Below are 26,381 nucleotides of genomic sequence, written 5' to 3' on the forward strand. Positions count from 1 at the left end.
GGCTGTAAGTCCAATAACTGCAATTAAACTCCCTATCCCTCTTCTTCTCATCTCTCTAGGCCTCCCGCTTTAGTTCACTACCACGTTATCAGTTTATCATAATAACATAGCAGGGGAGATCCGTCGATAGAGAAGTCTTACTCTTCTGGATGATTTGTCCTTCCGTTCCTGCTTCGTTCAAAATAATCGGCCACAACATCGCGGAACTTCCGGGCCGCATCGGACAAGTAACGTCCACGGTGACGCAGCAGCGCAATCTCCCGGACCAGATCTTCATTCTCGAAGCCGATATAGGCCACTGCTCTGCGGTAATCCCGGGCGGTGCCCGGTACAAAGGCTGCCCCGATTCCGGCTTCGACCAGGTCGAGAATCCGCGCCGGTTCATCCCCTTCATAGATGTACCGCGGCGTTACGCCTGCCGACCGGCACAGAGAGTCGATGAGATCGCGTGTCCCGTAGCCTTTCTTGACCCCAACCAGTTCCTCTTCTCCAATGTCGGCAAGAGATAACGCCGAGCGACCGGCAAGACGGTGTTCCGCGGGAACCGCCAAGACAATCGGATCGGTATGGATCAGTTCACACTGAATGTCCTCCTGCTCGAACAGCGGGGAGACCAGACAGTAGTCCGCTTCGCCCCGCCGAAGGCAGGCCGCCATCTCATCGAGAGGCATCATCTGGACATGAAAATGAATGGAGGGCTCTCTGCCCCGCAGCTCGCCAAGGATTGCCGGCAGCATGCTGGCGGTATTGACGGCAAGCTCAAGCGTGCCGCTAGCCGCCCCGCTCTGGCCGCTCAGCTCCTGCCGCCCCTGTTCCAATTCAAACAACGCCCGCTGGGCCCGTTCAAGGAAGCGCGCGCCATTGGCGTTCAGCCGGACTCTGCGCCCGATACGGTCAAAGAGAGGCACCCCGAGGTCCTCTTCCAGCCGGTGAATCGTCCTGCTGAGAGAAGACTGGGTCACGTGCAGACGATTCGCCGCTTCGGTGACATGCCCGATTCTGGCTACTTCCACAAAATACTGAAGCTGCAGTAATTCCATTTCTGCCCCTCCTTCATTCTCCCTGATAAATGATAATATAACATATAATGCGTTGGAAGTAATCAGCAGAGGAGAGTAGCATGAAGGGTAACTTTTCATTCCATTCGAGGAGGTTGAGGATGATGAATTCAAGACAGAAATGGCTTCTGATGGCCGTCGGACTCGGCATCATGCTGAATCCGCTGAACTCTTCCATGATTTCCGTTGCTCTGATTCGGCTTCAGCGAACCTTTGGATTGGAATATACGTCCGCTTCCTGGATTATCTTTGCCTTCTATATCGCAAGCGCCGTGGCGCAGCCCGTTATGGGCAAGGCAAGCGACGTATGGGGCTCGAAGCGGATATTTCTGGCAGGACAGACGATGGTATTCACCGCTTCCCTGCTCGCGCCGCTGGCTCCCGGCTTCGGCTGGCTGGTCGCTCTGCGCATCCTGCAATCTATCGGAACGAGCATGATGGCCGCAGTTGGAATGGCGTTGGTTCGCATTCATATCAGCGCCAAGTCCGGCGCAGCCTTGTCCGCACTGTCCCTCTTCCTGTCGGGCGCAGCGGCGGTGGGACCGTTCGTCGGCGGGCTTCTGACTTATTGGGGAGGGTGGGAAGCCATCTTCCTCGTCAATCTGCCGCTGACGGCGGCCGGTTATCTGCTCGCCCGCAAGGTGATCCCGGATGATGCGCCGCTCCCGGCCAATTCCAGACTGTCTGCGCTGCGCAGCCGGATACCGACACTGGGCATTCCGGGCATGCTTCTCTTCGCATTCGGCCTGACTGCCCTGCTGCTGGGCATTCTGTCCGCCAAGTCTTCGGGACATGCCGGTCCGGCTGCGGTTGGGCTGATGAGCCTGGGAGCCGTTCTGCTGATCGCCTTCGTTCGGCATGAGTACCGCTCCCCCTCGCCGTTCATCCCGCTTCGAACCTTCCATGAGAACCCGGCCCTGTACAGGGTCAATCTGGAATACGTGCTGGTCAACCTCCTCTATTACTCGCTGTTCTTCGGCATGCCGTCCTTTCTGCAGACGGTTCGCCGCCTCAGCGAGTATCAGACGGGCCTTCTCATGCTGTGCCTGGGCTTATGCTCTCTCGCAGTCGCCCCCGCGGCCGGCAAGTGGGTGGACCGTTCCGGGCCCCGTCCCGCGCTGACCGGCGCCGCCGTCCTGATGACGCTGGGTTCTCTGTTGCTGACCGCGGTCACCAGCCATTCCCCGTTTCTCGGGATAGCGGCGTCTCTGGCGGCCTTTGGAGCTGCCAACGGATTGAACAGTGTGGCGATGCAGGCCGCCCTGTTCCGAAGTGCGCCGAAGACAATCATCGGCGTCGCCTCCGGCGTCTTCAATACGTCGCGCTATCTGGGCACCATCCTGGCTTCCCTGCTGATCGGCCTGGTTATGGGCGACCGGTTCAGCGCGGCGGGGCTGCGCTGGCTGGGCGGGGGACTGACTGCCGTCGCGTTCCTGCTTCTGATCTTGAGCCGGAGACACCAGCCGGAGAAGGAAGATGGACGTTAGACCGCAAACGGGCTGCTATCCTTAAAGGACAGCAGCCCGCTTATTGAGAGTTAAGGAAGAATCCGTTGGTTACACATGCACCGTTACATTTGCACGGACGGCACGCCTGCCGCTTCGGCTTCCGCCGCAGGAGCCTTCTTGGCCCCGGCCGGCTTCAGACTGTGAATGACCGTATTGACGAGCAGCGCCCCGGCTGCAAGCAGCGCCAGGCCTGTGAGGTACCCGGAAGTGCCGCCGCCGCCAAAGAGGGTATTGTAATCCAGATGGACGCTGTAGAACATCGGCGAAATGTAGCTCATGAATTTGAAAAAGCCCGGCATCATTTCCTGCGGAATGGCCGCGCCGCAAGCGATGCTCTGAATCAGCACGAGCGGCATATTGATCAGCATGCCTGCTTGGCCGGCAAGGATGCAGAATATGCTCGTGAATTCAATGGCGGCGAACATCTCCAGCGAGTGCGTCAGCCAGGTCTTGATGAAGGCCTCAGCTCCGTACCCGTGAATGCCGAAGTAGATCGAGACGCCGACGAGCGGCACAATCAGCGAGAGAAGCACGTTGACGCCCTGAAGAGACAGGAAGGCTCTGCCTTTGCCGAGTTGGCCCTTCAGCTTGTTGAGCGCTCCGATGCTCATCATCGAATAAATCATGGCGCCTACATAGGAAGCCATGGACAGGAACATCGGCGCCATCAGGTTATGCATGCCTGCCGGCGGCACATGGGTCGAGATGATGTTCGGCGAAATCTTGTTCATCACGCTGTTCACCGTCTGTTCTGCCTGCTCCTTCGGCATCTGCGTCTGCTCCAGCAAGGCCGTGAAGCTCTGAGTCTGGGTCTGGGCCACAAGCTGCTTGGAGATCTGATTCACAACGTTCTGAATGCTGCTTGTAATCATCTGCGAATTGGACTGATTCACCAGGAAGTCCAGGTTGGCCTGTTCGCCCTGGGCGGTCATCTTGGCGGTAAAATTCTGCGGAATATGAATGACCAGCTGCAAATCGCGTTCATTCAGCTCCGTCTTGGCTTTCTCCAGCGACAAGCCGTCTACCAGCTTGAACGGCAAGTTCTCGCTCAGCTGCGCAGCCAATCGGGTTCCCGTCTCTTGATCCTCATTGACAATGGCGACTTTCAGATCCGTTACATTCTTCGGGACAGCGCTGTAGCCCCACATGAAGATGCTGATCATAATGATCTGGTAGAACAGCATCATGAAGGCACCGGCCATAATCCCCTTGTTCTTCAAAAATGATTTCATTCTCCAACCTCCACTTTGGTATCTATAATACTCTGTCTAAAGTACACTGGTTAGATTATACTCCTTAAATTTAAGATGTCAATCGGCTTTCGTCCGAACCTTCCTCGCAGCAAAAAGGCCTTATCCGTCCAAATCCGGATAAGGCCTGGCATGTAAACGCCTCCTCAATGCGCTTTGACAATCTTCAAAAGCTCCTGAAACGCGGTCTTCTCTCTTCGGAGCCCATCTTCCGAATATTGGGCCAGAAGCTGAATTTCTTCCTGGCTGATCGCTTCGGGAAACAGCAGGCGATGCGTCTCGATAAATGCAATCCGCTTCTCCAGCTTCTCAATCGTGTCCTCGATCAGAATCGCCAGCCTGTCGCTGTCGGCATGCTTGAGGAAGGGAAGCACGTGCGAGAGCGATTTGAGGTCCGTGCTCTTCTTGAAGCTTTTGTATATTTCGTCCACAAGCCCTTGGCGTCCTTTATCGGTGATGGCATACATCGTCTTGTCGGGACGGTTATCGGTGTGAACGACTTCAATCGGGCTTACATAGCCTTTCTTGACCAGGGAAGCAAAGCTGTAATACAGGGCGCCGTCCGTAATGCTGACCACCTGATCCAGATTGTAGCGAAGCATCAGCTTCTTGATCTCATAGGGATGGCTGCTCTTGTCCCAAAGCATGCCCAGCACGGCAATCTGAAGAGACATATTTGTATCTCCTTGGTTGTTATTTCGGGGCCTGAACCTCTACCTAACGTAACATAAAGGGGGATAAATGAAAAGGCTGCCTCTTCCATGTCGAAAGAAGCAGCCTGTCCCGATGGGCAGTGAATAACAGCGGCCCTAAGGCCGCAAATCTTTCACCCGGATATTCACGCCGAACCAGGTTCCGTCGCTGGACAGCGAATAGGACGGATAGTCCGGATCGGCCCGCAGACGCATCTCTTCGTCGAATTGGCTCTCCTGCTGCCGGTCCACGACGAAGGCCAACGGCTCCTCCTGAATCCGGATATCGGTCGGATACGGCTCTTCCACGATCTGAATAACCAGCACGCCGTTGCAGCCGCAATCCTCCGTATCGTAATACAGCTTGAATATCCCCGGTCGTCCTTTCAGGCTGTGTCGGAGACGCTCTTCGGTCAAGGTATCCAGCTCAATGCGCATACGCTCTCGCTCCCTCTTCGTGTAGTGTTCACCGAGTATAGGATGAACAATTCCCCGATGCGTGTGACAGGAGTCACTCCAATTGTGACAAAAGCCTCTTCACGGCTCCGAAGCCGCGCCGATGAATTTCAGGATGGCGTCCAGGTTCTGGCGCGGCGCCCCGGCCAGAAGATCGCCCTTCTCCGCAAGCCGCGCTCCGATGCTGCCCAGATGGAAGGCGCGCGGATCTGCGCCGCCCCGCACTTCCTCCCAGGTCAGCGGCGTGCTGATCGTCGCCTCTTTCCGCCCGCGCGGCGTATACGGCGCCGCAAGGCTTTTGCCGGCAGCCTGCTGGACATAATCGACGTAATACCGTCCCTGTCTGTCCTTCAGCCGGCGCTCGGTGGTAAAGAGCTTCGGGTATTTATCCTCCAGATAGTGACCCATGAACCCTCCGAGCCGGTGCAGCTGGCCGAATGAATAGCCTTCCGTCAGCGGAATGAGAATCTGTACCCCGTCCGCCCCCGACGTCTTCGGCACCGAAGACAGCCCCAGACCCTCCAGCGTATCGCCGATCCGCGAGACCGCCTCCATCACGCCCGCTTCGCGGCCTTCGCTGGGGTCGATATCCAGCACCCATTCCGCGGCGTCGCTTCTTCCGATCCGGTCGAAGGAAGGGTGGAATTCCAGCGCTCCCAGATTGCCCAGCCACAGCAGGGTCGGCAGCGAATCGAGATGCACGTACCGCACTCCGTTATATTCCGCCGTTGAGACAAACTCAGGCAGCGGGGAAGGCGCGTTCTTCTGGTAGAAGTGTTTCTCCTCCACCCCGCCGGGATAGCGGATTGTAGTCAGATACCGGTCCCGGCAGTAGGGGATCAGATAAGGGGCAAGCTCCACCAGGGCGCGCAGATAATCCGCTTTGCGGATGCCTGCAAGGGGCCAGAGTATTTTGTCGGGATGGGTCATTTCGATGAGATGTCCTTCCACTTCCAGGGTGACGTTCACAGCGGAATCCCCTCCAGTTCCAGCAGCTTGGGATGGCGCAGCAGGCCCGCCTCCGTCCGTTCCCGCCCTGTAACCGTAACGGCGAGCGGATGGCGAAGCCAGCGGATGACTGTTCCCCGGAGCCCTTCGGGCAGCGCCCCCGGGAAGTAATCGTGCGCGGAGCCGTCCATCTCCAGCCGGGCCAGCTGCGACTTGGCCGCTTCGTTCAGTCCGGAGGAAATCCGGCCGAAGTAGCGCCCCTCCCGGATCATGGCCAGGCTCGAGAGCCGGCCTTCCTTGTAGAGCACCGCCACCGCCTGCGCCTCATAGCGAAAAGACAGCTTGCGCTTGTACCAGTCGCCATGCTCCTTGCCCTCCCGGTAAGGGCTGGTTCTCCGTTTCGCAATGACGCCTTCCCAGCCGTGCTCCTCCACCCACCTCCAGAGCGCCGCCCCGTCCTCCAGACTGTCCGCGACAAAAAAAGGCGGCCCCCAGCCTGCAGCAAGGGCCTGAAGACGCCGGTTGCGCTCTTCCCAGGGAAGCCCGCGCAGATCCTCTCCCTGCTCGTACAGAAGGTCGAACAGCACGAACTGGACCGGGCTGCGCCGGGCGGCCTCCGCGATGGCGCCGGGGTCCTGCTGCTTGTCGCGCTTCTGCATCTGCTGAAAGCTGGGCCGTCCGGTGGCGGGGTCCAGAATCACGGCTTCGCCGTCGAGCACCAGGCGGCCCGGAAGCCGGGCCAGCGCCTTGGTCAAATCGGGATAGACGGCGCCCTTGGGCCGCATTTTTTTGGACCACAGCGCCGCCCGGCCTTCCTGCACCGCCGCAATCATCCGAAAGCCGTCCCATTTGAGCTGGTACGCCCATTCCGGGCCTGCCGGCAGCCTCGGTACCAGGATTGGCGACATCGGCACAAAAGCCTGCACGGCCTAAGCTCCGGTCCGCTTACTATGCGGCTTGCGCCGTTTCTCCGGCTTCTTGGCGCCGCCGGCGGACGAGGAAGCACCCTTGTCGGTGTGGTCGGAGGGCTGAAGCTGCTTCAGGCTGGCTTGAAGAGCATCCATCAGATCCAGCACATTCGTTACTTTCGCTTCCGGGGCGACTTTGACTTCCTTGCCCTCGATCTTGTCTTCGATCGCTTCCATCAGGCGCTCCCGGTATTCATCCTTGTATTTCTCGGGCTCGAAGCTGCCGGTCAGCTGGTCGATCAGCATGCGGGCCATATCCAGCTCCCGGCGGTCCACCTTCTCGGCTTCCGGCAGGTTCGGGATTTCCTTGCGGTCGCGGATCTCTTCCGCGTAGAACATGGTCACGAGCGACAGCACGTCGCCGACGACGCGCACCGCCGCAAGGCTGCTCTTCTGGCGGATCGTGACATTGGCGATCCCGATCTTCTTCGTGGACTTCAGCGCCTCGACCAGCAGCCTGTAGGCATGCGCGCCGGTCTCTTCGGGCGACAGATAATAGGTGCGCTGATAGTAGATCGGGTCAATCTCGGCCAGATCGACAAAATCCAAAATGCGGATTTCACGCGAAGTCTCCGAAGCCAATTCATCCAGTTCTTCTTTGTCAAAGGTGACGTAGTGTCCTTCTTCATATTCATAGCCTTTGACGATATCCTCCCAGGCGACTTCCTGCTCGCACTTGGGACACGTCCGGCTGTAGTGGATCGGTTCGTTGTGCTTGCGGTGAATCATCCGCAGCGGAATATCATTGTCATGCGTAGCGGTATACATTTTGACGGGAACGTTGACCAGCCCGAAGCTGACCGCTCCCTTCCAGATCGTCTGCATGCCCGTTCGCCTCCTTCGGTTCGCTCTTTGTACATTCATTAACCGAAGCGGCAAGGCGGCAATCAAGCGGCGTGGCGGGTCATTTCAGGAATTGTCATCATTTTGTTCAAAATTTAATTAAAAATCGGTTTCAAAACGGCGTAAACTGGAATCAAGACAACTTAGTGAAAGCGGGTCGAGGCATCTGAAAGACGAATTATTCGAGCGGACGGCAGCCGATCTGGTGAGCCGTTCCCGCCAAAACATACCGGTGGTCATTGAGCCCCGCTTCCCCGGCAAGCGGCTGGTTGGAGGCAAATACCATTTGGACAGCCACACGGTCTTCTTGTACAAGGCATCGATTGTTGCCCAGTGCGTCCGGCTGTTCGGTTCGACGGAGCGGTTGAAGGAATATATCGAGGTAGTTCTTGCCCATGAACTGGGCCATGCCCAGGACCGGGAGCTTCGCGGTCTGGCGGATGCCCTGGACGGCCCGCTTACGGAACGGGAAGAAGCCGGGATTCGCCTGCGCATCGAGGAGAATGCCTGGCAGTATGCGCAGGCTCTCCTCTGGGATGCCGATCCGCTTCTGATCGGCCGGATTATTGACGAATCGCTTGCCGGCTACCGGGAGCAGATACAGCTTCAACCGGAGTCCGATCATCCCTCCTCCCTTCGCGGAATAGGCTGATGCATACCGCCTAAGGAGGAAATACATCGAGTATTTATGATTCCCAAACCCGCAGCTGCTTGCCGCTATTACGCAGCATGCCAAGGTATTCATCCTCAGGCTGGAGCAGGGACTGCATCCGGCCTGCGACCTTCCCAAGCTGCTCTCTGCCGTCAATCGCCGCTGCGAATAAGGCCTTGTCGATGTAAAAGCAGTTCCAGCCGCTCGCGGCTCTCTTCCACCTGCCTGGCGAATCCTGCGATTTGCCGGGCTTTTTTTTGCTCCGGATAGTCCTAGTCTCCTTCTTGTCCGAATAAACTGGGTTACAAAAGGAGGAGGACATCATTCAGATCTTCATGGGTTACATTCTGCTGGGGCTCTCGCTCTCCGCTCCGATCGGCCCGATCAATGCCGCCCAACTGGACAAGGGCCTCCGCGGCGGATTCTGGCATGCCTGGCTGGTCGGTCTCGGAGCGATCTGCGCCGATCTGATCTACATGCTGCTGGTCTATTTCGGAATGATTCACCTGCTGGACTCTCCGTATGTCAAAGCGTTTCTCTGGCTCTTCGGATTCTTTGTGCTGGTGTATACCGGAGTGGAGAGCATCCTGAAGGCCCGGCAGCTCCGGGAAGTCCGGGCGCGGGACCCTCAGGTGTCGCTGCTGGGTTCCTACGTCTCCGGCTTTCTGATGTCGCTGTTCAATCCGCTGTCCATCCTCTTCTGGCTCGGCATTTATGGTTCGGTACTGGCCAAGGCCGCCGCCGAGTATCCGATGGAAGAGCTGCTGGTCCACAGCGGCGGCATCGTGCTGGGCATTCTGCTCTGGGATATCTCGATGGCTGCGGCTTCCAGCCTGTTCCGCAGAATCATGACCCCGGGCGTTCTGCGGGGAATCTCCGTCCTCTCCGGGCTGTCTCTGGTGGGATTCGGCCTTTATTTCGGCGTCCAAGCCGCCCGGATGCTCTTTCTTGTCTAGCCGTCGCCCGGCTTAGCGGTCACGGCGCTTCTGCCGCTGAAGGCGGGCGGGGAAATCCCCAAGATCGGAAGTGATGCGGGCCCGAGCGCCGGGTCTCTTCCTTCCCCCCGACCCCGCTGCTTCTTTCGCTCTGCCTGCGCGGGTCCGCTGAACGATCCAGTCGCAGAGCGCGATCAGACTGATGACGATCAGACTGATGAAGAAGCCGGGGCGGCTGAGCTTATGGAACCAGGTCCCGCTTACGGCGGCGGCGATCAGCAGAAGACCGGTCCAGCGTTTGAGGCCGCTCAGCCGCCCTCCCTTCAGCAGCTTGGCGGACGAGAGCAGGATGAAGGACCAGTTGTACAGAATCATCAGGCCTGCGGCGGTGGTGATGTATTCGTATACCTTGCCCGGGAGTACGAGAGCCATGATGATGGCGCCGGCCAGACCGCAGGCGATCAGGCAGAGGGCGAAGAACGGATAGCGGTCCTTCCATTTCCGCGCGAATATATGCGGCGCATCCCCCTTCTCGGACAGGGTAATCATCATGGATGTGATAGCATAGAGCGAAGCGGTCATGGTGGAGAAGCCGGCTACGATCAGCACACCGTTGAAGACATGCGGCACCCAGACGAGATGATCGCTGCGAAGCGCCGTCACAAAGGGGCTGACCTTGGAATTGAAGGCTTTCAGCGGCGCCAGCGTCACCGCCAGGCCAATGGACAGCACATAGACGGCGGTCAGGCTCAAGAGCATGACTTTGCCGGCCTTGGGCGCTTCCTCGGGCTTGCGCAGACGATTGGACATGATGCCAAGAACTTCGATGCCTCCATAGGCGTAGAATGCAAAGATCAGCGCCGACCAGACACCCATCGTTCCGTTGGGCAGCCAGCCGCCCCCTCGGGGGAAGCGGGGCGCATAGCGGGCGCCCCCGATCCAGCCTGCCAGCATGGCCGCAGCCAGAATCAGGAACATGATAATGGCCGACGATTTAATCACGGCAAGTATATTCTCGACCCGGTCAAAGCCTTTATTGCCAAAAAAGACGATCATCAGGCTAAGCACCGCATACCCGGCCGCGAATGCCCACATCGGAACCGCCGGAAACCAGAACCTCGAGAAGATAGACAGCGCCGCCAGCTGACTGCCCATAATGAGCAGCTCCGAGAACCAGTAATTCCAGCCGCTGGCAAACCCGGCCCAACCGCCGAATGCCTTCTCCGCATAGGAACGGAATGAGCCCTGCTCCGGCTGCTGGGCGGTCATGCGGGCGAGTGCGTCGAAGACGACATATGTTCCGATTGCAGCCAATACATAGGGCACCAGCACGGCCGGGCCGCCGATGGACAGGGCAAGCCCCGAGCCGAGGAAATACCCCGTCCCGATCGTCCCGGCCACGCCGAGAAGACTGAGCTGCCACCATTTCAGCTTTTGCGCGTCTTGGGTCTTGTCCGAAGATGAGTTCATGTTCGCCTTCCTTACTGTTGAGGTGTGAGTAGGCATAGCGCCTGTCCTTCCTAGCCTCCCCCAAAGCCCGGAGAATATTTGCTTCTTGCGCTCAGCAAAAAGAACCCGCGCCTTCTGCGCGGGTTCTTTCGGTTAGCTGCTATTTGTCCGGAGTGGCCGGCGTCTGACTCGCCTCGTTCGGAAGCTGGCTCAGATAACTGTGGGAGAGCAGCAGCAGCCGCTGGGCTGCCTTGAATTGCTCTTCCGTCGAGCCGTTCTCAAGCGGACTGTTGTCGGCAAAATTGTAATTGATTCCATCGGCATATTCTTTGCCGGTTACATAGATGCTCTTGTCATTGATGAACGAGCCGGTCGGCAGGAAGTGTCTGACCGGAAGCAGGTTCGTCTTCTGGTTGTACAGATCTTCCCCGAAGTGCAGCTGGTGGTCCAGAGACACGCCCAGCAGATTGGCTACCGTCGGCAGCACGTCAACCTGGCCGCCTGTTCCGGACATCTGCGCAGGAAGTTGGCCGCTCGGCGAATGAACGATGAACGGAATGTTAAACATATCCGTATAGCCGTATTCGTGTCCGACCAGCTTCGCAAGAAGCTTCTTCTGGGGATTATCCAGCGCGTACATCGGAACGCCCTGATGATCGCCGTAGAATACGATCAGACTGTCATCCCACAATCCGCTGCTCTTCAGCTCTTCCAGGAACTGTCCCATTGCGTAGTCGGCATAGTTCTGGGAGACAATGTAGTCCCCGATCAGCGTGCCGTCATACTCGTCGGGAAGCTTGATCCGCTGCTTCTCCTCAGGCAGCCGGAACGGGTGGTGCGCGCTCATGGAAATAACCATGGCGTAGAACGGATTGTTCTGTTCATCGAGCTTCTTCAGCTCGGGAACCGTTTTGGCGTACAGGATTTCATCCGAAGATCCGAATGCGATGTGGTCCTCGTCTCCATAGAATTTCTGGTCATAAAACTTCTCGAACCCGATGGCCTTATAGAGGGCCTTGCGGTTCCAGAAATCCACGCTGTTCGTATGGAACGTCGCCGTGAAATATCCGTTCTCGGACATCAGCTTCGGCAGACTCGGCAGGTCCTTCTGCATGTAATCGGAAGAAGTGGCCGGTTCATTCTTCGGCACGAAGAACGAGGTGTTGACGACGAACTCGGCATCCGAAGTTGTGCCCTGTCCGGCATTGGTGTAGAAATTGTCAAAATAACTCGTTTCCTTGACCAGCTTGTTCAGGTTCGGCGTAATTTCCTGGCCGTCAATCTTCAGTCCGATCAGGAAATTCTGGAACGACTCCATCTGAACGACAATCAGGTTCTTGCCCTTGTCGACGCCCTGGAAGAGCGGTGCGGCCGGAATCTCAATGCCCTTGGTCTTGTTGATGGCATCCTGGGTAATCTCGGATGAAGGGATCAGTTCCTCTTCCTCCGTCGTGTCGGCGAACAGGGTATACACTTCATAATTCAGAATCCCCATGCTCTCCGCCTTCTTGATCTCATTCATGCTGGCATGGTTAGGCCAGATGCTGAACAGGCAGATTCCGAGAGAGACGGCGCTCAGCACAATCAAGGCCGTCCGGTTCATCCGGTAGCGTCCCCGCTCCCTCATCCGCTTCACGTATTTCGGGCGAAGCATGAAGATCAGGAAGAAGACAATATCTACAAAGATGAACAGATAATACGGAGCGATCAGTGAGTAGGTGCTCTCTCCGACCTTGGTGACCTTGTCAACCTGCTGAAGCGCATGGTAAGTAGCGATGACGCCGTAATACTTGTAGTACATCAGGACCGAGAAATAGATCAGGCTGATAAACAGGTTGGCAATCATGTAATAGAGAATTTTGCGCTTGGACGAGAACCATTCAATTAAGCTGAAGACGATGATAAAGAACGGTATTTCGGTAAAAGCCATACTCCAGTTGGGTCCCTCGTTAAAGACGACATACCATGCCACCGCGCTCTTCAGCAGAAGGACCAGACTGAACCAGAAGATCGGGCGGTTTGTTGCAGATAGTATTCTCTTCATCTCATTACTTCCTCTGTTTCTGATATTGGTTTCATTTCATTGGCTTTCAACAGTAAACGGCATTAATAAGTGATTACCCCATTTACAGACAGAGTTACCCTCACTCACCTGACCCCCATACCGACCTGTTGACGGATAATAAGCACCCTATAAAGAGTAATGACTTTTGGTGGCTGTGTCAACACAGCCTTAGCCCTATTCGCAGTTCAACGGGCAGCATCGCCTCCGAACCCCCGCCAAGCCCCCCTTCCGAGTGAATCTTAGCACCGAGGGGAGGCTTTCGGCTGTGATCCAGTTCCCTCGGGAACTCTAGAACAGCAGGACCAGATACAGGCCAAGCAGGGTCAGGAACAGCGTTGGAACGGTAAGCAGAATGCCGGTCTTGAAATAGGTTCCCCATCCGATCTTAACTCCTTTGCCCGCGAGCACATGAAGCCAGAGCAGCGTGGCCAGAGAACCGATCGGCGTTATCTTCGGTCCGAGGTCGGAACCGATGACATTGGCGTAGATGAGCGCCTCCTTCACTAATCCGTCCGCCGCTGTCGCCTTGATCGCAAGCGCGTCGATCATAACGGTCGGCAGATTGTTCATGACCGAAGAGAGCAGCGCAGCGATAAACCCCATTCCCATGGCGGCTGCGAACACACCTTGGCGAGCCAGCCAATCCAGGACGGATGCCAGTTGGTCGGTCAGACCCGCGTTCTGAAGACCATAGACTACTACGTACATCCCCACAGAGAAGAACACAATCGACCAGGGAGCGCTGCGGAGCACTTCGTTCATCGACAGGACGGGACTCCTGCGGGCAGCCAGCATGAACACCAGGGTAATGATTCCGATCGGAATCGACACCGGAATATGCAACAGCCCGCTGGCCATATAGCCGGCCAGAAGCAGGCCGAGAATGAACCAGGACCATGCGAACAATCGGGGATCGCGAATCGCCTCGCGCGGTGCCCGGAGCACAGAGCCGTCGAATGTCCGCGGAATACTGCGGCGGAACATCAGGAACAGCACCAGAATGCTGGCTCCGAGCGAGAACAGATTCGGCAGAAACATGCGGACGGCGTATTCGGTAAAGGTAATGCCGAAGAAATCCGCGGATACGATGTTCACGAGGTTGCTGACGACCAGCGGCAGCGAGGTCGTATCCGCGATAAAGCCGCCGGCAATAATGAACGGAAATACACGGCGCTCGTCAAATTGAAGCGCCCGGACCATCGCCAGCACAATCGGGGTCAGAATGAGCGCTGCCCCGTCATTGGCGAAGAAGGCGGACACCAGCGCCCCCAGCACCGAGATGTACACGAACATCCGGATGCCGTTTCCGCGCGCTGCCCGGGCCATGTGAAGCGCAGCCCATTCAAAGAACCCGATCCGGTCCAGGATCAGGGAGTTCAGAATGATGGCGACAAAGGCCAGCGTTGCGTTCCAGACGATGCCGGTCACATCGGCGACATCCCCGAAGGCTACCGTCCCGGTCAGGAGCGCAACCGCCGCACCGCCGCAGGCGGACCAGCCGATGGACAAGCCCCGCGGCTGCCCGATCACCAGGATCAACGTGAATATAAATATAATTGCTGCAATCAAAGCCGACACGACAACAAGCTCCCTCTTCTCTTATTCGACCCGCTGGCCCTGCTTTCTGTTCCTTCGCAAGCCGCCGGCTCTTAAGTTTCTTCAAATACTGGCTGACGGTTCGGATTCAGCCATAACCATCCATATACTACTGGGCGGCCGTCCGTTTGGCAAGCCTTCACGATGCGTCGTGGGTACGGGAGAGAACGTCCGGCAAAAAAACCCCGGCCCGCAAAGCTCCGGGCCGGGGCAGGTTCACCCTTTATTCGGCGTGAACGTCTTTCTCCCGGTTAGGCTCGACTCTGCGGATAAAGAAAGCCAGCGCGAGAGCGGCGACGGCCATCCACATCGAGACGACAAACGCATGATTGATGCCGTAGACGGTCGCCTGCTGCGTAATCTCCAGCATCTTGGTCTGATTGGCAGGGTCCGCGGGGTTGATGCCCGCAGCTTGAACCAGCTCCTTGCCCCGGTCTTCGGAGGCATTCATGAACAGAGTGACCAGAAGCGCTGTTCCCAGAGCGCCGGCTACGTTCCGCAGCGTCTGCGACATGGCTGAGCCGTGGGCGTTCAGACGCCGGGGGAGCTGGTTAAGCCCAGCCGTCTGAATGGGCATCATCAGCATGGACATGCCGAACATGCGCAGGGTATAGAGCAGCAGCATATGGTTATAGGTCGTACTAACGGTCAGTCGGCTGAGTTCATACGTGGTCAGGGTCGTGATAAGCAGACCGATCACCGCAAGCCAGCGGGCGCCGATCCGGTCGAAGATCATGCCCGTAATCGGCGACATCAAGCCCATAAGCAGCGCTCCGGGAAGGAGCAGCAGACCTGACTTGACGGGAGAGAATCCCCGGATGTTCTGCAAGAAGATCGGCAGCAGAATCATGGCCGAGAACATGGCCATCGTAATAATCACATTGATCACCGTCGTCAGGGAGAACATGTCGTATTTAAAAACACGGAACTCCAGAATCGGCTTCTCGGTCTTCATTTCCCGCCAGACAAAGAGAATCAGAAAAACCACACCCGCAATCAGACTGACGAGAACACGGGGACTGTCCCATCCGTCGTTGGAAGCATCGCTGAAGCCGTAGAGAAGACCGCCAAAGCCAAGCGTTGAGAACGTGACGCCCAACGTGTCAAATTTCGGTCTCGTCGTCTGGCCGACATTGCGCATGGAGACAGCGCCGAACACGAGACCGATCACGGCGATCGGAAGAACGATATAGAACAGCACACGCCATGAATAGTTCTCCACAATCCAACCGGAGAGCGTCGGACCGACCGCAGGGGCGAATATCATCGCAAGGCCCATCATCCCCATTGCCTTCCCGCGCTGCTCAATCGGGAAGATCGTGAGAAATACGATCGACATCAGAGGCATCAGAATTCCTGCTCCGGCGGCCTGTATCAACCGGCCGGCCAAGAGGAATTCAAAGCTGGGCGCTGCGGCGCACAGTACGGTTCCGGCGGTGAACAAGCCGGTCGCCGCCAAGAACAGCTGCCGGGTGGTGAATCGGCCGATAAGATAGGCGCTGATGGGCACGAGAATGCCGTTGACCAGCATATAGCCGGTAATCAGCCACTGGATGGTATTCTCGCCGATTTTCAGATCATCCATCATTTTGGGCAGGGCCACATTCAGCAGCGTCTGGCTGAGAATGGCAACAAAAGCCGCGATCAGCAGCGAAGCGACGATCGGCGCCTTTTTGAAAGGGGGTTGTACAACTTCCATCATCCCAGCTCCTTTTGGTATCTTCTACTATTGATTAATACCCATGCCACTCAGGATTCCACCTCTTGGTTCAATATTTCCCGCCTTATTAGTATGCCCGCTGCACAGCAAAGTCCGCCGTGCGCACACGGCACGGCGGACTCCGCTGGATTCTTCATTACTGGAGCAGACCGCGAAGCTGCTCGGCCTGTCTTCCGAGATTGCCTGCTTCCGAGTCCACCCGTTCCGATACGGCGGTCTGGTTGCGGCTCGCTTCGGTCAGCACTTGCATGGAAGAGAAACCTTCTTCTATCTGGGTCATAATATGCTTGATTTCTTCCGTCACTCCGGAGGTCCCTTCCTGAATGTCTCCGATCATTTCATTGATCCGGCCGATGAAGCCGAGCAAATCATGGATAGTATCCCGCATTTCGCCGAATCCCTCATTGAAGGCTCCGAGCTGTCCCAAAGACTGTTGGACCGCTTCCCGCCCCCTGCCCACATCGGCGTAGGTGCGTTCGGTCTGGCTGCGGATCGCCGCAAGCGTGGCTTGGGCTTCATCCGTAGTCCGCCGGCTCTGCTCGGCGAGCTTGCGAACTTCTCCCGCCACTACCGCGAAGCCCCGTCCGTTCTCTCCGGCCCGGGCTGCTTCAATGGAAGCGTTGAGCGCCAGAAGCTGGATCTGCTCGGTTATCCCTTGAATCAATCCGACCATCGTTCCGGTGGAATCGGCCGATTGGCGAAGTTCTTCCATCGTGCTGTGGACATCGCCGATCAGTCCGGCCGTCTGGTCCATGAAGCCGGTGAGACTCTCCATTCTCTCCACATTCTCTCCCATATTGCGCTCGGTCGCCGCTGCCTGAAGCTGCATCGCTTCGGAAGCTTCCAGCGAATCCTGAACCGTCGTGTTCATCTGTCCCAGACGCTCTTCGATCCGGTCCAGAGAAGCCGATTGCTCGCTGAGCGCCGCATGATTCTCTTCGTGGATCACGCGAACCTCGCGGTTCAGGCGAACCGCTTCAGAGGAGGCCGAAGCGAGAGATTCGGCGCTGCCCTCCAGACTGGAGGACATTGCTTTGACGTCCTCCAGCAGCCCCGCAAGCTGTTCCTGCTTGAGCCGGTTGCTCTCGTCGAGCTGGCGGGTAATCGACTGTTTCGAGCGAATCTGCATGATGGTTGCGGCAGCGGTCAGAATCAGAAAGAAAGCGTGAATAAGCACCATCGAGAACGGATAGCGATCGGTTCCGAAGACGACTTGCGGCGCAATGGCGTAACCGGCCAAATGCTGAACGGCAAAGAGAGAGGCCATCAGAACAATGAGCGATATGCTGTCATAATAAGCCGCTGCCGCAAGAACCATAAAGATCGAGAAATGGAATTCCACACTGCCTCCGCTCCCCGCCGTAATCGCTATACTGGAGAAGGTCAATGTCAGCGTCAGCAGAACCGGAATCAGCCCGTGTCCCCGGTTGCGGGAATAGAAATAGCAGGCTGCGGCCCATAGCACCACCGGAGAGAGCACCAGAGCCACCCGGACAACAGCCAGAACGGGCGTATCCTCGGCGGCCGTTTCCATGCCGTGTGAACCGGAGGCCATCAGATCATGAAAAGCATAAATCCATTTATTAATCACATAAATAATTAATCCAACTAATGTTACTACGGCCGACAACCACAGCATGAATCGGTTTTTACGGTCCTGCATGGGACACCATCCTTTGTGATGACTTCAATATACGCGGGTGCGCTCAAGGAATCTATCGGACGGAATTCTTCAAATTTGAATAGCTGAGACGTTCCGCCGGACTGGGCTGCCCAAAAAAAGAAAGCCGCCTTCCGGTAACCCGGAAGACGGCGCAATGCCCTTACCTGTTCAGCTCATTTCAGTTCGCCCCGTTCGGCCAGACGGTCGGCAATCAAGCGTGACGCCGCCGACATCCGGTCTCTGTCGGCGGCTGACAGCCAGGCCCATTCTTCAATCTCCGAAGCGGCGGCCAGCTCTCCCTCATGCCGGGCGGTCAGGCAGGTCATTCGGACCTGGACGCCGCCGGCCTTCCCGTCCGCCTCGGCGCTGAAGACGCCGAAGGGAGCGATGCTGTCCGGAAGCAGCCGGACGGACAGTTCTTCCTCCACTTCACGCCGGAGTGCGGCTTCGTCGCTCTCTCCGGGCTCTCTTTTGCCGCCGGGCAGGTAGAACAGCGCCTTCCCCTTCGACTGTACGGCCAGCAGCCGGCCATTCTCCATGCAGATCCAGGCTACCTTGTCGATAACAGATGCATTCATCGTTGTCCCTCCTTCTCTGTTCCGCCGATCTTGAAGACGACGATGCCTGCCGCAATGACCAGCACGCCGATCAGCTGATTCGGCTCAAACGGAACCTTCGACAATCCCATCCAGCCCATGGAATCCCACAGCAGGGCAAACCCCAGCTGGGAGATGAGCACAATGGAAATGGCAAAAGTGGGGCTCAGCAGCTTCATCCCCTGCATCAGGCAGAAGACGACGCCGACTCCGATAATCCCGCTGAACAAATGCCAGACCTGAACATGGCGGAGTGCGGTAAATGTTCCTCCGCCTTCCGTAATCAGACTGATTGCAAATGAAGCGGCAAAACCGAGTCCAAGGACCAAGGCCGTTGTCGACCAGGAACCCGTGTGCTTGCCCACTTGGGCATTAAATACGTTTTGCAGGCTGACCAGTGAGCCGGCGAGCATCGCCAGCAGAATTCCGGTAATCATTTGGATTTCCCTCCGTTGCTTTCTTAGCATTCATTCATAGATGTTGGTTCCGGCAATCTCCGCGAGACGATCCCGCTCACGGATGAGAAGAACCCCTCTGCCCCGTTCGATCAATCCGTCCCGGCAGAATTTCTGCAGCACCCGGTTCAGATGACGATAGCTCGTGCCGATCAGGTTGGCGGTATCGACCAGGTTAATCAGAACTGCTCCGCCCCCCTTCCCCTGCTCGCCGCCTTCGGAGGAGACGGCGAGCAGGTAGCTGGCCAGCCGAACCTCAACCGGATACATAAGATTGAAGCTTAAAAATTCCGATTTGCTGTAGAATTTGCCGGCGATAATCTCCAGCAGGAAATTCAGCAGAGGCGCGTGGCTCTGCCCGTGCTGCCGCAGCCAGCGGTAAGGAACACCGATCATATGGGTCTCCGACATGGCCTCCACGGTGTTGATAATGTCGATGCCCCGGATATATTCAATGTCGCCGATAACCTCAAGCGGTGTCTTGAACGAAATGATCAGCGTCTTGCCGCCTTCGGAAGTATTGAAGACCTTGATGCGCCCCCGGACCAGCACATAGAGCGTGTCGGCGGCCTGACCCTGCACGCAGACGGATTCGCCCGGTTCGAACACGTACAGCGAAAGACCGGGCAGCAGTTCTTCATGGAAGACCTCTTCAATGCCGTGTTCGCGCAGATAAGCGGCAATCCGGCTGCGGTCGTTGATCTCTCTCATCTTCTTCAGCCGCCTTCGCTATAATTTCAAAATAATAATTCCGCCGATCATCAGCGCCAAGCCGATGAACTGCGGCAGCTTCATCTTCTGCTTGACGGTTCCGAACCAGCCGTTGGCGTCGATCAGAAAGGCCAGGCCGAGCTGCGCAATCAGCAGCGCCGAGATGCTGAAGGTAACGCCGATCATCCGGATCGCGCTGATTTCGCTGAAAATAATAACCGCGGCGAGCGCCCCGCCGCTGAGGTACAGCGGACGGGTCCGCTTCATGCCGGCCCAGCTGCCGTCCCGGACGGCAAGCAGGATCAGAAGGGCCATGATAAAGCCGGTGAACTGGGTCAGCCAGGCGGCCTGCCAGGTCCCCAGCGACCGGCTGATGGTGGTATTCGCCACGCTTTGCAGGGTAATGCAGGCTCCGCCCAGAAAAGCGGCGGTCATGCCTTTAATCAGGGTTATTCTCTTCATCTGTCGTTACACTCCTTAAGGCCTGCTTCTCCATCTCTCGTTCTCTCTATGTAATTAAAGGCGATTGTCGACATTCGGTGAAGGACATATGTCCCAAACCCGTATCTTTTCCGAAATCCTTCTCTTCTATTCTCTCTTCTATGGTCTCTTTTCCACACAAGCAAAGACCCTGCGATCAGATCGCAGGGCCGTATCGAAAGGTGAGAAGTGTTGGATCGAATAAACGGTACTCAATGAGACAGATTAAGCAATCTTCCAGTTGCTAAGGAGATTTACCGGAAAAGAACTGGCGAAAACGCCGTCTCTTCCTTCCCTTACGATGTTTCATGGCAATCAACTACCTTTCGGAAATCCAAGAAACAGGCTTGTGTTTTCCTACCGACAATTGATAAGGGACCACTTCCCACCTGCCTTTTATTACCCGATTGCTGGAAGAATGAAACAAACGATTGATTTAATAATCGTTATATCGTAATATTACAATATAACAATAACAGTTAGGAAGGATGCAGACGGATGGAATCCAATTTTGAAGCTTATCATCGCAGTGCCGATCTGCTCAAGGCGCTGGCGCATCCGGTTCGCCTCTGCATAGTTCGGGGCCTGGTGGAGCAGGGAAGCTGCAATGTCTCGCATATGCAGGAATGTCTGGAGCTTCCCCAGTCTACGGTGTCCCAGCATCTGCAGAAGCTCCGTTCTCTGGGCATCGTGGAGACAGACCGCAGCGGCCTGGAAGTTCACTATTCAGTCAAAGACGAGAAGGTCAAACAAATCATCAAGATTCTACTGGAGGGATTACCCATTGAACGCACTTAATCATCAGCCTGATTCACGCAAAATTGTCATTGTCGGCGGCGTCGCCGGCGGCGCATCCGCCGCCGCCCGGCTCCGGCGTCTGGACGAGAACGCTCACATTGTCATGTTCGAGCGAGGCCCTCATATTTCTTTTGCCAACTGCGGTCTGCCCTATTACATCGGCGGCGAAATCAAGGACCGGTCCCGCCTGTTCGTGCAGACTCCCGAAGCGATGACCGCCCGGTTCGGGCTGGATATCCGCACAGAGAGCGAGGTCGTCGCCCTGAATCCCGACCGGAAGACGGTCACGGTCCGCTCGCGGGAACGCGGCGACTATGAAGAGAGCTATGACGCGGTCATTCTCGCTCCGGGCGCCAAGCCGCTCCTCCCTCCGCTTCTGGGACTGGACAGCCCGCGTGTGCTGACGCTCCGGAACATTGCGGATACCGACCGGATCCGCGAGCAGGCAACCGCTCAGGGCGCACGCTCGGCGATCGTCGTCGGAGGCGGCTTCATCGGCGTAGAGATGGCCGAGAATCTTCAACTGCTCGGCCTGGATGTCACTCTCATTGAAGCGGGCCGGCAGCTGCTCGCGCCGTTCGACCCGGATATGGCCGCTATGCTGGCCCAGGAGCTGGAGAGCCGCGGCGTTCACATTCTGCTCGGCGATTCGCTGGCCGAAGCGCGGGAGCTGGAGAACGGCGGCATGGCCGTCTCCCTCGCCGGCGGACGGTCCTTGTCCGCCGATCTTCTAATCGCGGCGATCGGTGTGAAGCCGGATACCGATTTTCTGCGGAGCAGCGGACTGAAGCTTGGTCCCCGCGGGCATATTGAGGTCAACGCGTATATGGAGACTTCGCTGGCAGACGTGTACGCTGCCGGCGACGCGGTCATGACCCGGGATTTCGTTCTCGGCGGACCGACTGCCGTTCCGCTGGCGGGTCCGGCCAACAAGCAGGGCCGCATTGCCGCCGACAACGTCTCCGGGCTTCGGACCGAGTACAAAGGCACACAGGGCACAGCCATTGTCAAAGTATTCGGGCTGACCGGCGCGGCAACCGGACGCAACGAAGCGTCCCTGAAGCGGGACGGAATTCCTTATCAGGTCATCCATGTGCATCCGAACTCCCATGCTTCGTATTATCCGGGGGCCATGCCGCTTGTGCTGAAGCTGCTCTTCGCCGCCGACGGCCGTATTCTGGGCGCCCAGGCTGTTGGCGCCGACGGCGCCGACAAGCGCATTGACGTTATTGCAACTCTGATCCGGATGAACGGAACAACCGAAGATCTGACCGAACTGGAACTGGCTTATGCTCCGCCTTACTCCTCGGCCAAAGACCCGGTGAATATGCTCGGCTATGCCGCAGAGAACGTCCGGACCGGAATGGTCCGGGTATTCACCGCCGATGAGCTGGAGAGCCGGAATCCTGAGACGACGATGCTGGTCGATGTGCGGACCGAGCTGGAATTTGCGAACGGCCACATCGACGGCGCAGTTCATCTTCCGGTTGACGAGCTGCGCGGCTCGCTGGACCGTCTGGACCCGTCCAAAGAAATCTGGGTCTACTGCCAGGTCGGTCTGCGCGGCTATACCGCCTCGCGGATTCTGACGCAGCGCGGCTACCGGGTGCGCAATCTGTCCGGCGGCTACAAAACCTGGCTGATGTCCGGCTACCGCCCAAAAGATGATCAGCCGGGACAGCCGGCGAATCCGGCTAACGGCAGAACGGAGAACCTTCCGTCTCCCGCGACCAATACGGCGGAGGAAGAGCTGGATGCCTGCGGGCTGTGCTGCCCGGGACCGCTGATCCGGCTGAAGCAGAGCGTGGATGGAATGGCCGACGGGGCTTCGCTGCGGATTACGGCAACCGATCCCGGCTTCTATGAAGACGTCCAGGCGTGGACCACGATGACGGGCAATACCCTGACCGGTCTTCACAGACGTCCGGATGGAATCATTGAGGCTGTCATCCGCAAGACGGCAGGCGGCGGTTCCTCCGCTTCCGCAAAGGACGGGCAGCGCGAAAGCTCCTCCGCCCCGCTCCCGCCTTCCGCCGATCCCGCAAGTACCATGGTCGTGTTCAGCGGCGATCTCGATAAGGCCATCGCCTCCTTCATTATTGCCAACGGAGCCGCTGCCAGCGGAAGAAAGGTGACGATGTTCTTCACCTTCTGGGGTCTGAACGTTCTGCGCAAGCCGGAACGCCAGAAGATTCGCAAGTCGTTCATGGGCCGCATGTTCGGCATGATGATGCCGCGCGGCAGCCGCAAGCTGGCGCTTTCGCGGATGAATATGCTGGGTGCCGGGCCGGTCATGATCCGCTCGCTGATGAAGAGCAAGAACGTCGAGTCGCTGGAATCGCTGATGAAGACCGCCATCGGCCAGGGCGTCGAGCTGGTGGCCTGTCAGATGTCGATGGATCTCATGGGCATCGCCCGCGAAGAATTGATCGACGAAGTCGGCGTCGGCGGTGTCGGCCATTACCTGGGCCGCGCCGACCGCGCTAATCATAATCTGTTTATTTAAAAGGCCGGTGATACGGATGGAATGGCAGATCGACGATTATCAACAGTGGGATGAAGCGGTCTGGGCGGAAATCCGACCGATTTATGAAGAGGCCTTTCCGCATGGAGCGAAGCCGGAGCGGGTACTCCGGGCCATGCTGGAACGCCGGCTGGCCTCCCTTGCCGTCGGAAGGTTGGAGGGCGAAGCCGTTGGCTTCGCGCTGTCCGGTACGGTTCCGCTTGCGGAAGAGGCCTCCAGCCTGCGGCTCATTGATTATCTGGCTGTCCGCTCCGATCTGCGCAGCCGGGGAATCGGAGCCCGGCTGGTGGAGGAGCTTGAGCGGCGGGATCGCCGTAGCGGCGAAGCCATCGGCTTTCTGATCGAGGCGGAAGCCGGCGAGACCCCGGAAGACCACAGCCGGAACCGGTTCTGGGAACGGCTCAGTTTTGTCCCGACAGAGTATGTGCACACTTACATCTGGGTCCCCGAACCCTATCGGGCTTATGTCAGACCCCTAGATCCGGCACAGCCGGTACCCCGCGACGGACGCGCGCTGTTTCAATGCATCGAAACTTTTCACAAAGCTGCCTTTATGCGTTATGATAAACGGGAGTGACCATCCGAGTATCCGCATAAAGGAGAGCTGACGATGAACAGCAAACTGGTATTCTTTCTTGGACCTGCCGGAGCCGGCAAGACGACCTTGGCCAAAGCCCTTGCTTCCCGCCGCAAATGTGCGTTCTTTGATATGGACGTGCTGATGCGGCCGGCTTCGGATGTCATCATGACCATGCTCGGGCTGGACCCGAACGACCGCGATTCGGCCGATTACAAGAAGTACTGCCGCGATCTCGGCTACCGCCTTACTATGGATGCGGCCCTGGACAATGTGGAGCTCGGCGTCGATTCCTTCGTGGTCGGCCCCTTCACCAAGGAAGCGGCCAATCCCGGCTGGATCGCCGAAGAACTGGCCAAGATCGGACGCACTACGGAAGAGGTCGATGTGTATGTCGTGCTGGTCCATCTCGCCAACGAGGAGCTCTACCGCTCCCGGATCGAAGGACGGCACCTGAAGCTGGATGAATGGAAGCTCCGCAACTGGGAGCAGTTCCGCGCCGCGCTGAATGTCCGGTCGGTAACCTGGCCGCTGCCGGAGGGCCGTGTGCTCAAGATCGACAATTCAAGTCCCGACGTGAATGCCACGGCCTTGGAACTGGAGCGGCAGCTCTATGCCGGCAGTGCCGAGGCGGCCAGACCGTAAGAGCGGTCCATTCTCAATCTGCACATTCTGCACTTGTATCTGTACCATGCACATGCACATGCACATGCACATGCCAAGAAGAAGCCGGCGAATCCGCCGGCTTCTTCTTGTTCCTTGTTCTTGGGTCACAATAATTCGGAAGTGCCGCTATAAAGACCGGGCGCCAAACGTATCCCCGCCTTCAATGGTTCCGGAATCGAATCCTTTCTGGAACCAGCGCTTCCGTTGCTCCGACGAGCCGTGGGTGAAGCTCTCCGGAACGGCATAGCCCTGCGCTTTCTTCTGCAGCGTATCGTCCCCGACCGCGCTTGCGGCCGTCAACGCCTCGTCGATGTCTCCGACATCCAGCAGGTTCTTGTCCTGGGCGTAATGGGCCCAGACCCCCGCCAAATAATCGGCTTGGAGCTCAAAGCGGACCTGGTAGGCATTATCCTGCTGCATCCGGGCGCTGTATTTGTCTGTGGTGCCGAGCAGCGTCTGGACATGGTGGCCGACTTCATGCGCGATGACATAGGCCATGGCAAAATCGCCGGGCGCCTGAAACTCGCTCTGAAGCTCGTTGTAGAAGCTGAGGTCGATGTACAGTTTCTGATCGCCCGGGCAGTAGAACGGCCCCACGGCCGAGCTGGAGTACCCGCAGGCCGACTGCACGCTTCCGCTGTACAGGACCAGCGTCGGGTTCTTATAAGTCATGCCTTGCTCCTTAAACACCTCGCCCCATACATCCTCGGTATCCGCGAGAACGACCGATACGAACTGGGACAGCTCCTCCTGCTGCTCTTGCGATACTGCGCTCTGCTGGGTACCCGCCACGGTTCCCGAATTGGTGGACAGCACCGTGCCGAGCACGTCGCCAAGACTTCCTCCGCTGAGCAGGGTCACGATAGCCACGATGATGACGCCGGTGATTCCTCCTCCGACGAGCTTGCCGCCGCCGCTCATGCCCCGGCGATCCTCCACATTGCTGCTTGTTCTTCTACCCTGCCATTTCATAAGTCAGCCTCCTTGCTCTTCTGGGTTCCATTCTCGTTAGATTCAGGCTCGTTATATGACATATACCCCACTTGGACGGGAAACGACCCTCTTTTTGCGAATCCGTTTGGCGAACGGAATGGAACCTTCCCAAGACGGGCAACCTAACGGCGCTTGCGAAATTCACCTCAAAGGAGCGATCATTGCTTGAGCGGAATATTGGGAGGCAACTCTAAAGACGAACCGATGCACTACGGAGAAATTTATCAGGTCTGGCAGGCTTCCATGGTAGCCAAGGGCGCCATTTCCTGTTACCGGGCCTATCACTTTCATGCCGGAGACAAGGATTTGAAGAAGCTGCTGGATTCCTTTATCGATCAGGCCGAGCTGGAAGTGAGCGAATGCGACAAGCTGCTGACGGACCAGGGCCTGCCCCTGGCCCCTTCCATGCCGGACAGAGCCGAAGCCAGACTGGAAGATATTCCGGCCGGAGCCCGGTTCACCGATCCCGAGATCGCGGCTAAGCTGGCCGCCGACAACGCATCTGCCCTGGTTGCCTGCAGCATGGTGATGGGCCAGAGCATCCGCGAAGACATCGGCGCGCTGTTCGCCAAGTACCATGCATCCAAGGCCGCGCTTGGACTGAAGACGCTGCACTTGCTGAAGGAGAAGGGCTGGCTGGTTCCTCCTCCGCTGCTTGCCAAGCGACCGGAATAAGGACAACGGCCAGTCCCATCGTAAAAAAGAGGGTGTCCCAAAAGTCATTAAAATGACGGAGCATCCTCTTCATTTTCTAAACAAAAAGAAACCGTTCCTTGGT

Annotated in this window: 25 protein-coding genes; 8 read left to right on the forward strand and 17 right to left on the reverse strand. The window is 57.5% G+C overall.

Annotated elements, in window-relative coordinates:
- Window positions 1-137 precede the first annotated feature (137 nt).
- On the reverse strand, window positions 138-1,040 hold the full coding sequence (locus tag RBI05_RS11230; RefSeq protein WP_310551171.1) for a LysR family transcriptional regulator: 903 nt from the start codon (window positions 1,038-1,040) through the stop codon (window positions 138-140).
- Window positions 1,041-1,162: 122 nt separating this feature from the next.
- Here RBI05_RS11230 and RBI05_RS11235 point away from each other — a divergent pair, with 122 nt between their 5' ends.
- Window positions 1,163-2,545, forward strand: coding sequence for an MFS transporter (locus RBI05_RS11235; protein ID WP_310551192.1), 1,383 nt, complete (start codon window positions 1,163-1,165; stop codon window positions 2,543-2,545).
- Window positions 2,546-2,628: 83 nt separating this feature from the next.
- Here RBI05_RS11235 and RBI05_RS11240 read toward each other — a convergent pair whose 3' ends face one another.
- From RBI05_RS11240 to ku, 6 genes are all read right to left on the reverse strand, one after another.
- Window positions 2,629-3,798 (reverse strand): YhgE/Pip domain-containing protein, encoded by a 1,170-nt coding sequence (locus RBI05_RS11240; protein WP_310551172.1) that lies wholly within the window; start codon window positions 3,796-3,798, stop codon window positions 2,629-2,631.
- Between the two features lie 164 nt (window positions 3,799-3,962).
- Window positions 3,963-4,490: a PadR family transcriptional regulator gene (locus RBI05_RS11245; RefSeq protein ID WP_310551173.1), complete on the reverse strand. Its 528-nt coding sequence runs from the start codon at window positions 4,488-4,490 to the stop codon at window positions 3,963-3,965.
- 135 nt (window positions 4,491-4,625) lie between these two features.
- On the reverse strand, window positions 4,626-4,946 hold the full coding sequence (locus RBI05_RS11250) for an iron-sulfur cluster biosynthesis family protein (RefSeq protein ID WP_150458568.1): 321 nt from the start codon (window positions 4,944-4,946) through the stop codon (window positions 4,626-4,628).
- Window positions 4,947-5,045: 99 nt separating this feature from the next.
- Window positions 5,046-5,894 (reverse strand): non-homologous end-joining DNA ligase, encoded by an 849-nt coding sequence (gene ligD, locus RBI05_RS11255; protein WP_310551193.1) that lies wholly within the window; start codon window positions 5,892-5,894, stop codon window positions 5,046-5,048.
- Window positions 5,895-5,929: 35 nt separating this feature from the next.
- Window positions 5,930-6,838, reverse strand: coding sequence for an ATP-dependent DNA ligase (locus RBI05_RS11260; RefSeq protein ID WP_310551174.1), 909 nt, complete (start codon window positions 6,836-6,838; stop codon window positions 5,930-5,932).
- A gap of 3 nt (window positions 6,839-6,841) precedes the next feature.
- Window positions 6,842-7,705 carry a non-homologous end joining protein Ku gene (gene ku / locus RBI05_RS11265; RefSeq protein WP_310551175.1) on the reverse strand — a complete coding sequence of 288 codons (864 nt, stop codon included), beginning with the start codon at window positions 7,703-7,705 and terminating at the stop codon, window positions 6,842-6,844.
- A 223-nt stretch (window positions 7,706-7,928) separates the two neighbouring features.
- Here ku and RBI05_RS11270 point away from each other — a divergent pair, with 223 nt between their 5' ends.
- Entirely contained in the window at window positions 7,929-8,375 is a 447-nt protein-coding gene (locus tag RBI05_RS11270; protein WP_310551176.1) for a hypothetical protein, read from the forward strand.
- 323 nt (window positions 8,376-8,698) lie between these two features.
- Window positions 8,699-9,331, forward strand: coding sequence for a LysE family transporter (locus RBI05_RS11275; RefSeq protein ID WP_150458572.1), 633 nt, complete (start codon window positions 8,699-8,701; stop codon window positions 9,329-9,331).
- A 12-nt stretch (window positions 9,332-9,343) separates the two neighbouring features.
- Here RBI05_RS11275 and RBI05_RS11280 read toward each other — a convergent pair whose 3' ends face one another.
- The 9 genes from RBI05_RS11280 to RBI05_RS11320 form a co-directional block, all read right to left on the reverse strand.
- Window positions 9,344-10,780, reverse strand: coding sequence for an amino acid permease (locus RBI05_RS11280; protein WP_310551177.1), 1,437 nt, complete (start codon window positions 10,778-10,780; stop codon window positions 9,344-9,346).
- A 139-nt stretch (window positions 10,781-10,919) separates the two neighbouring features.
- Entirely contained in the window at window positions 10,920-12,803 is a 1,884-nt protein-coding gene (locus tag RBI05_RS11285) for an LTA synthase family protein (protein WP_310551178.1), read from the reverse strand.
- Window positions 12,804-13,112: 309 nt separating this feature from the next.
- Entirely contained in the window at window positions 13,113-14,402 is a 1,290-nt protein-coding gene (locus RBI05_RS11290; protein ID WP_310551179.1) for an arsenic transporter, read from the reverse strand.
- 241 nt (window positions 14,403-14,643) lie between these two features.
- A complete protein-coding gene (locus RBI05_RS11295; protein WP_150458576.1) occupies window positions 14,644-16,119 on the reverse strand; it encodes a DHA2 family efflux MFS transporter permease subunit in 1,476 nt (491 codons plus the stop codon).
- 157 nt (window positions 16,120-16,276) lie between these two features.
- Entirely contained in the window at window positions 16,277-17,803 is a 1,527-nt protein-coding gene (locus RBI05_RS11300; RefSeq protein ID WP_310551180.1) for a methyl-accepting chemotaxis protein, read from the reverse strand.
- 173 nt (window positions 17,804-17,976) lie between these two features.
- Complete coding sequence (locus tag RBI05_RS11305) at window positions 17,977-18,381, reverse strand: NUDIX hydrolase (RefSeq protein ID WP_310551181.1); 405 nt, start codon at window positions 18,379-18,381, stop codon at window positions 17,977-17,979.
- Window positions 18,378-18,836 carry a DMT family transporter gene (locus RBI05_RS11310; protein WP_310551182.1) on the reverse strand — a complete coding sequence of 153 codons (459 nt, stop codon included), beginning with the start codon at window positions 18,834-18,836 and terminating at the stop codon, window positions 18,378-18,380. The genes RBI05_RS11305 and RBI05_RS11310 overlap by 4 nt, the downstream gene beginning before the upstream one ends.
- Window positions 18,837-18,866: 30 nt before the next feature.
- On the reverse strand, window positions 18,867-19,565 hold the full coding sequence (locus RBI05_RS11315) for a Crp/Fnr family transcriptional regulator (protein WP_310551183.1): 699 nt from the start codon (window positions 19,563-19,565) through the stop codon (window positions 18,867-18,869).
- A gap of 18 nt (window positions 19,566-19,583) precedes the next feature.
- A complete protein-coding gene (locus RBI05_RS11320) occupies window positions 19,584-20,027 on the reverse strand; it encodes a DMT family transporter (protein WP_408638324.1) in 444 nt (147 codons plus the stop codon).
- Window positions 20,028-20,543: 516 nt separating this feature from the next.
- Here RBI05_RS11320 and RBI05_RS11325 point away from each other — a divergent pair.
- From RBI05_RS11325 to RBI05_RS11340, 4 genes are read left to right on the forward strand one after another with little or no spacing between them, the layout of a single operon-like run.
- Window positions 20,544-20,843 (forward strand): ArsR/SmtB family transcription factor, encoded by a 300-nt coding sequence (locus RBI05_RS11325; RefSeq protein ID WP_150458581.1) that lies wholly within the window; start codon window positions 20,544-20,546, stop codon window positions 20,841-20,843.
- Window positions 20,830-23,349 (forward strand): FAD-dependent oxidoreductase, encoded by a 2,520-nt coding sequence (locus RBI05_RS11330; RefSeq protein ID WP_310551184.1) that lies wholly within the window; start codon window positions 20,830-20,832, stop codon window positions 23,347-23,349. The genes RBI05_RS11325 and RBI05_RS11330 overlap by 14 nt, the downstream gene beginning before the upstream one ends.
- 16 nt (window positions 23,350-23,365) lie before the next feature.
- Window positions 23,366-23,944 carry a GNAT family N-acetyltransferase gene (locus RBI05_RS11335; RefSeq protein ID WP_310551185.1) on the forward strand — a complete coding sequence of 193 codons (579 nt, stop codon included), beginning with the start codon at window positions 23,366-23,368 and terminating at the stop codon, window positions 23,942-23,944.
- 33 nt (window positions 23,945-23,977) lie between these two features.
- Window positions 23,978-24,589, forward strand: a complete 612-nt coding sequence (locus RBI05_RS11340) for an AAA family ATPase (protein WP_150458583.1) — start codon at window positions 23,978-23,980, stop codon at window positions 24,587-24,589.
- 147 nt (window positions 24,590-24,736) lie between these two features.
- On the opposite strand, the gene ypfJ is transcribed toward RBI05_RS11340, so the two are convergent.
- Window positions 24,737-25,582 (reverse strand): KPN_02809 family neutral zinc metallopeptidase, encoded by an 846-nt coding sequence (gene ypfJ / locus RBI05_RS11345; RefSeq protein ID WP_150458584.1) that lies wholly within the window; start codon window positions 25,580-25,582, stop codon window positions 24,737-24,739.
- Between the two features lie 186 nt (window positions 25,583-25,768).
- Here ypfJ and RBI05_RS11350 point away from each other — a divergent pair, with 186 nt between their 5' ends.
- Window positions 25,769-26,278 (forward strand): DUF3231 family protein, encoded by a 510-nt coding sequence (locus tag RBI05_RS11350; protein ID WP_310551186.1) that lies wholly within the window; start codon window positions 25,769-25,771, stop codon window positions 26,276-26,278.
- Window positions 26,279-26,381 lie beyond the last annotated feature (103 nt).

The sequence above is a fragment of the Paenibacillus glufosinatiresistens genome (genome assembly GCF_031470375.1).
Taxonomy (GTDB): domain Bacteria; phylum Bacillota; class Bacilli; order Paenibacillales; family Paenibacillaceae; genus Paenibacillus_AQ; species Paenibacillus_AQ glufosinatiresistens.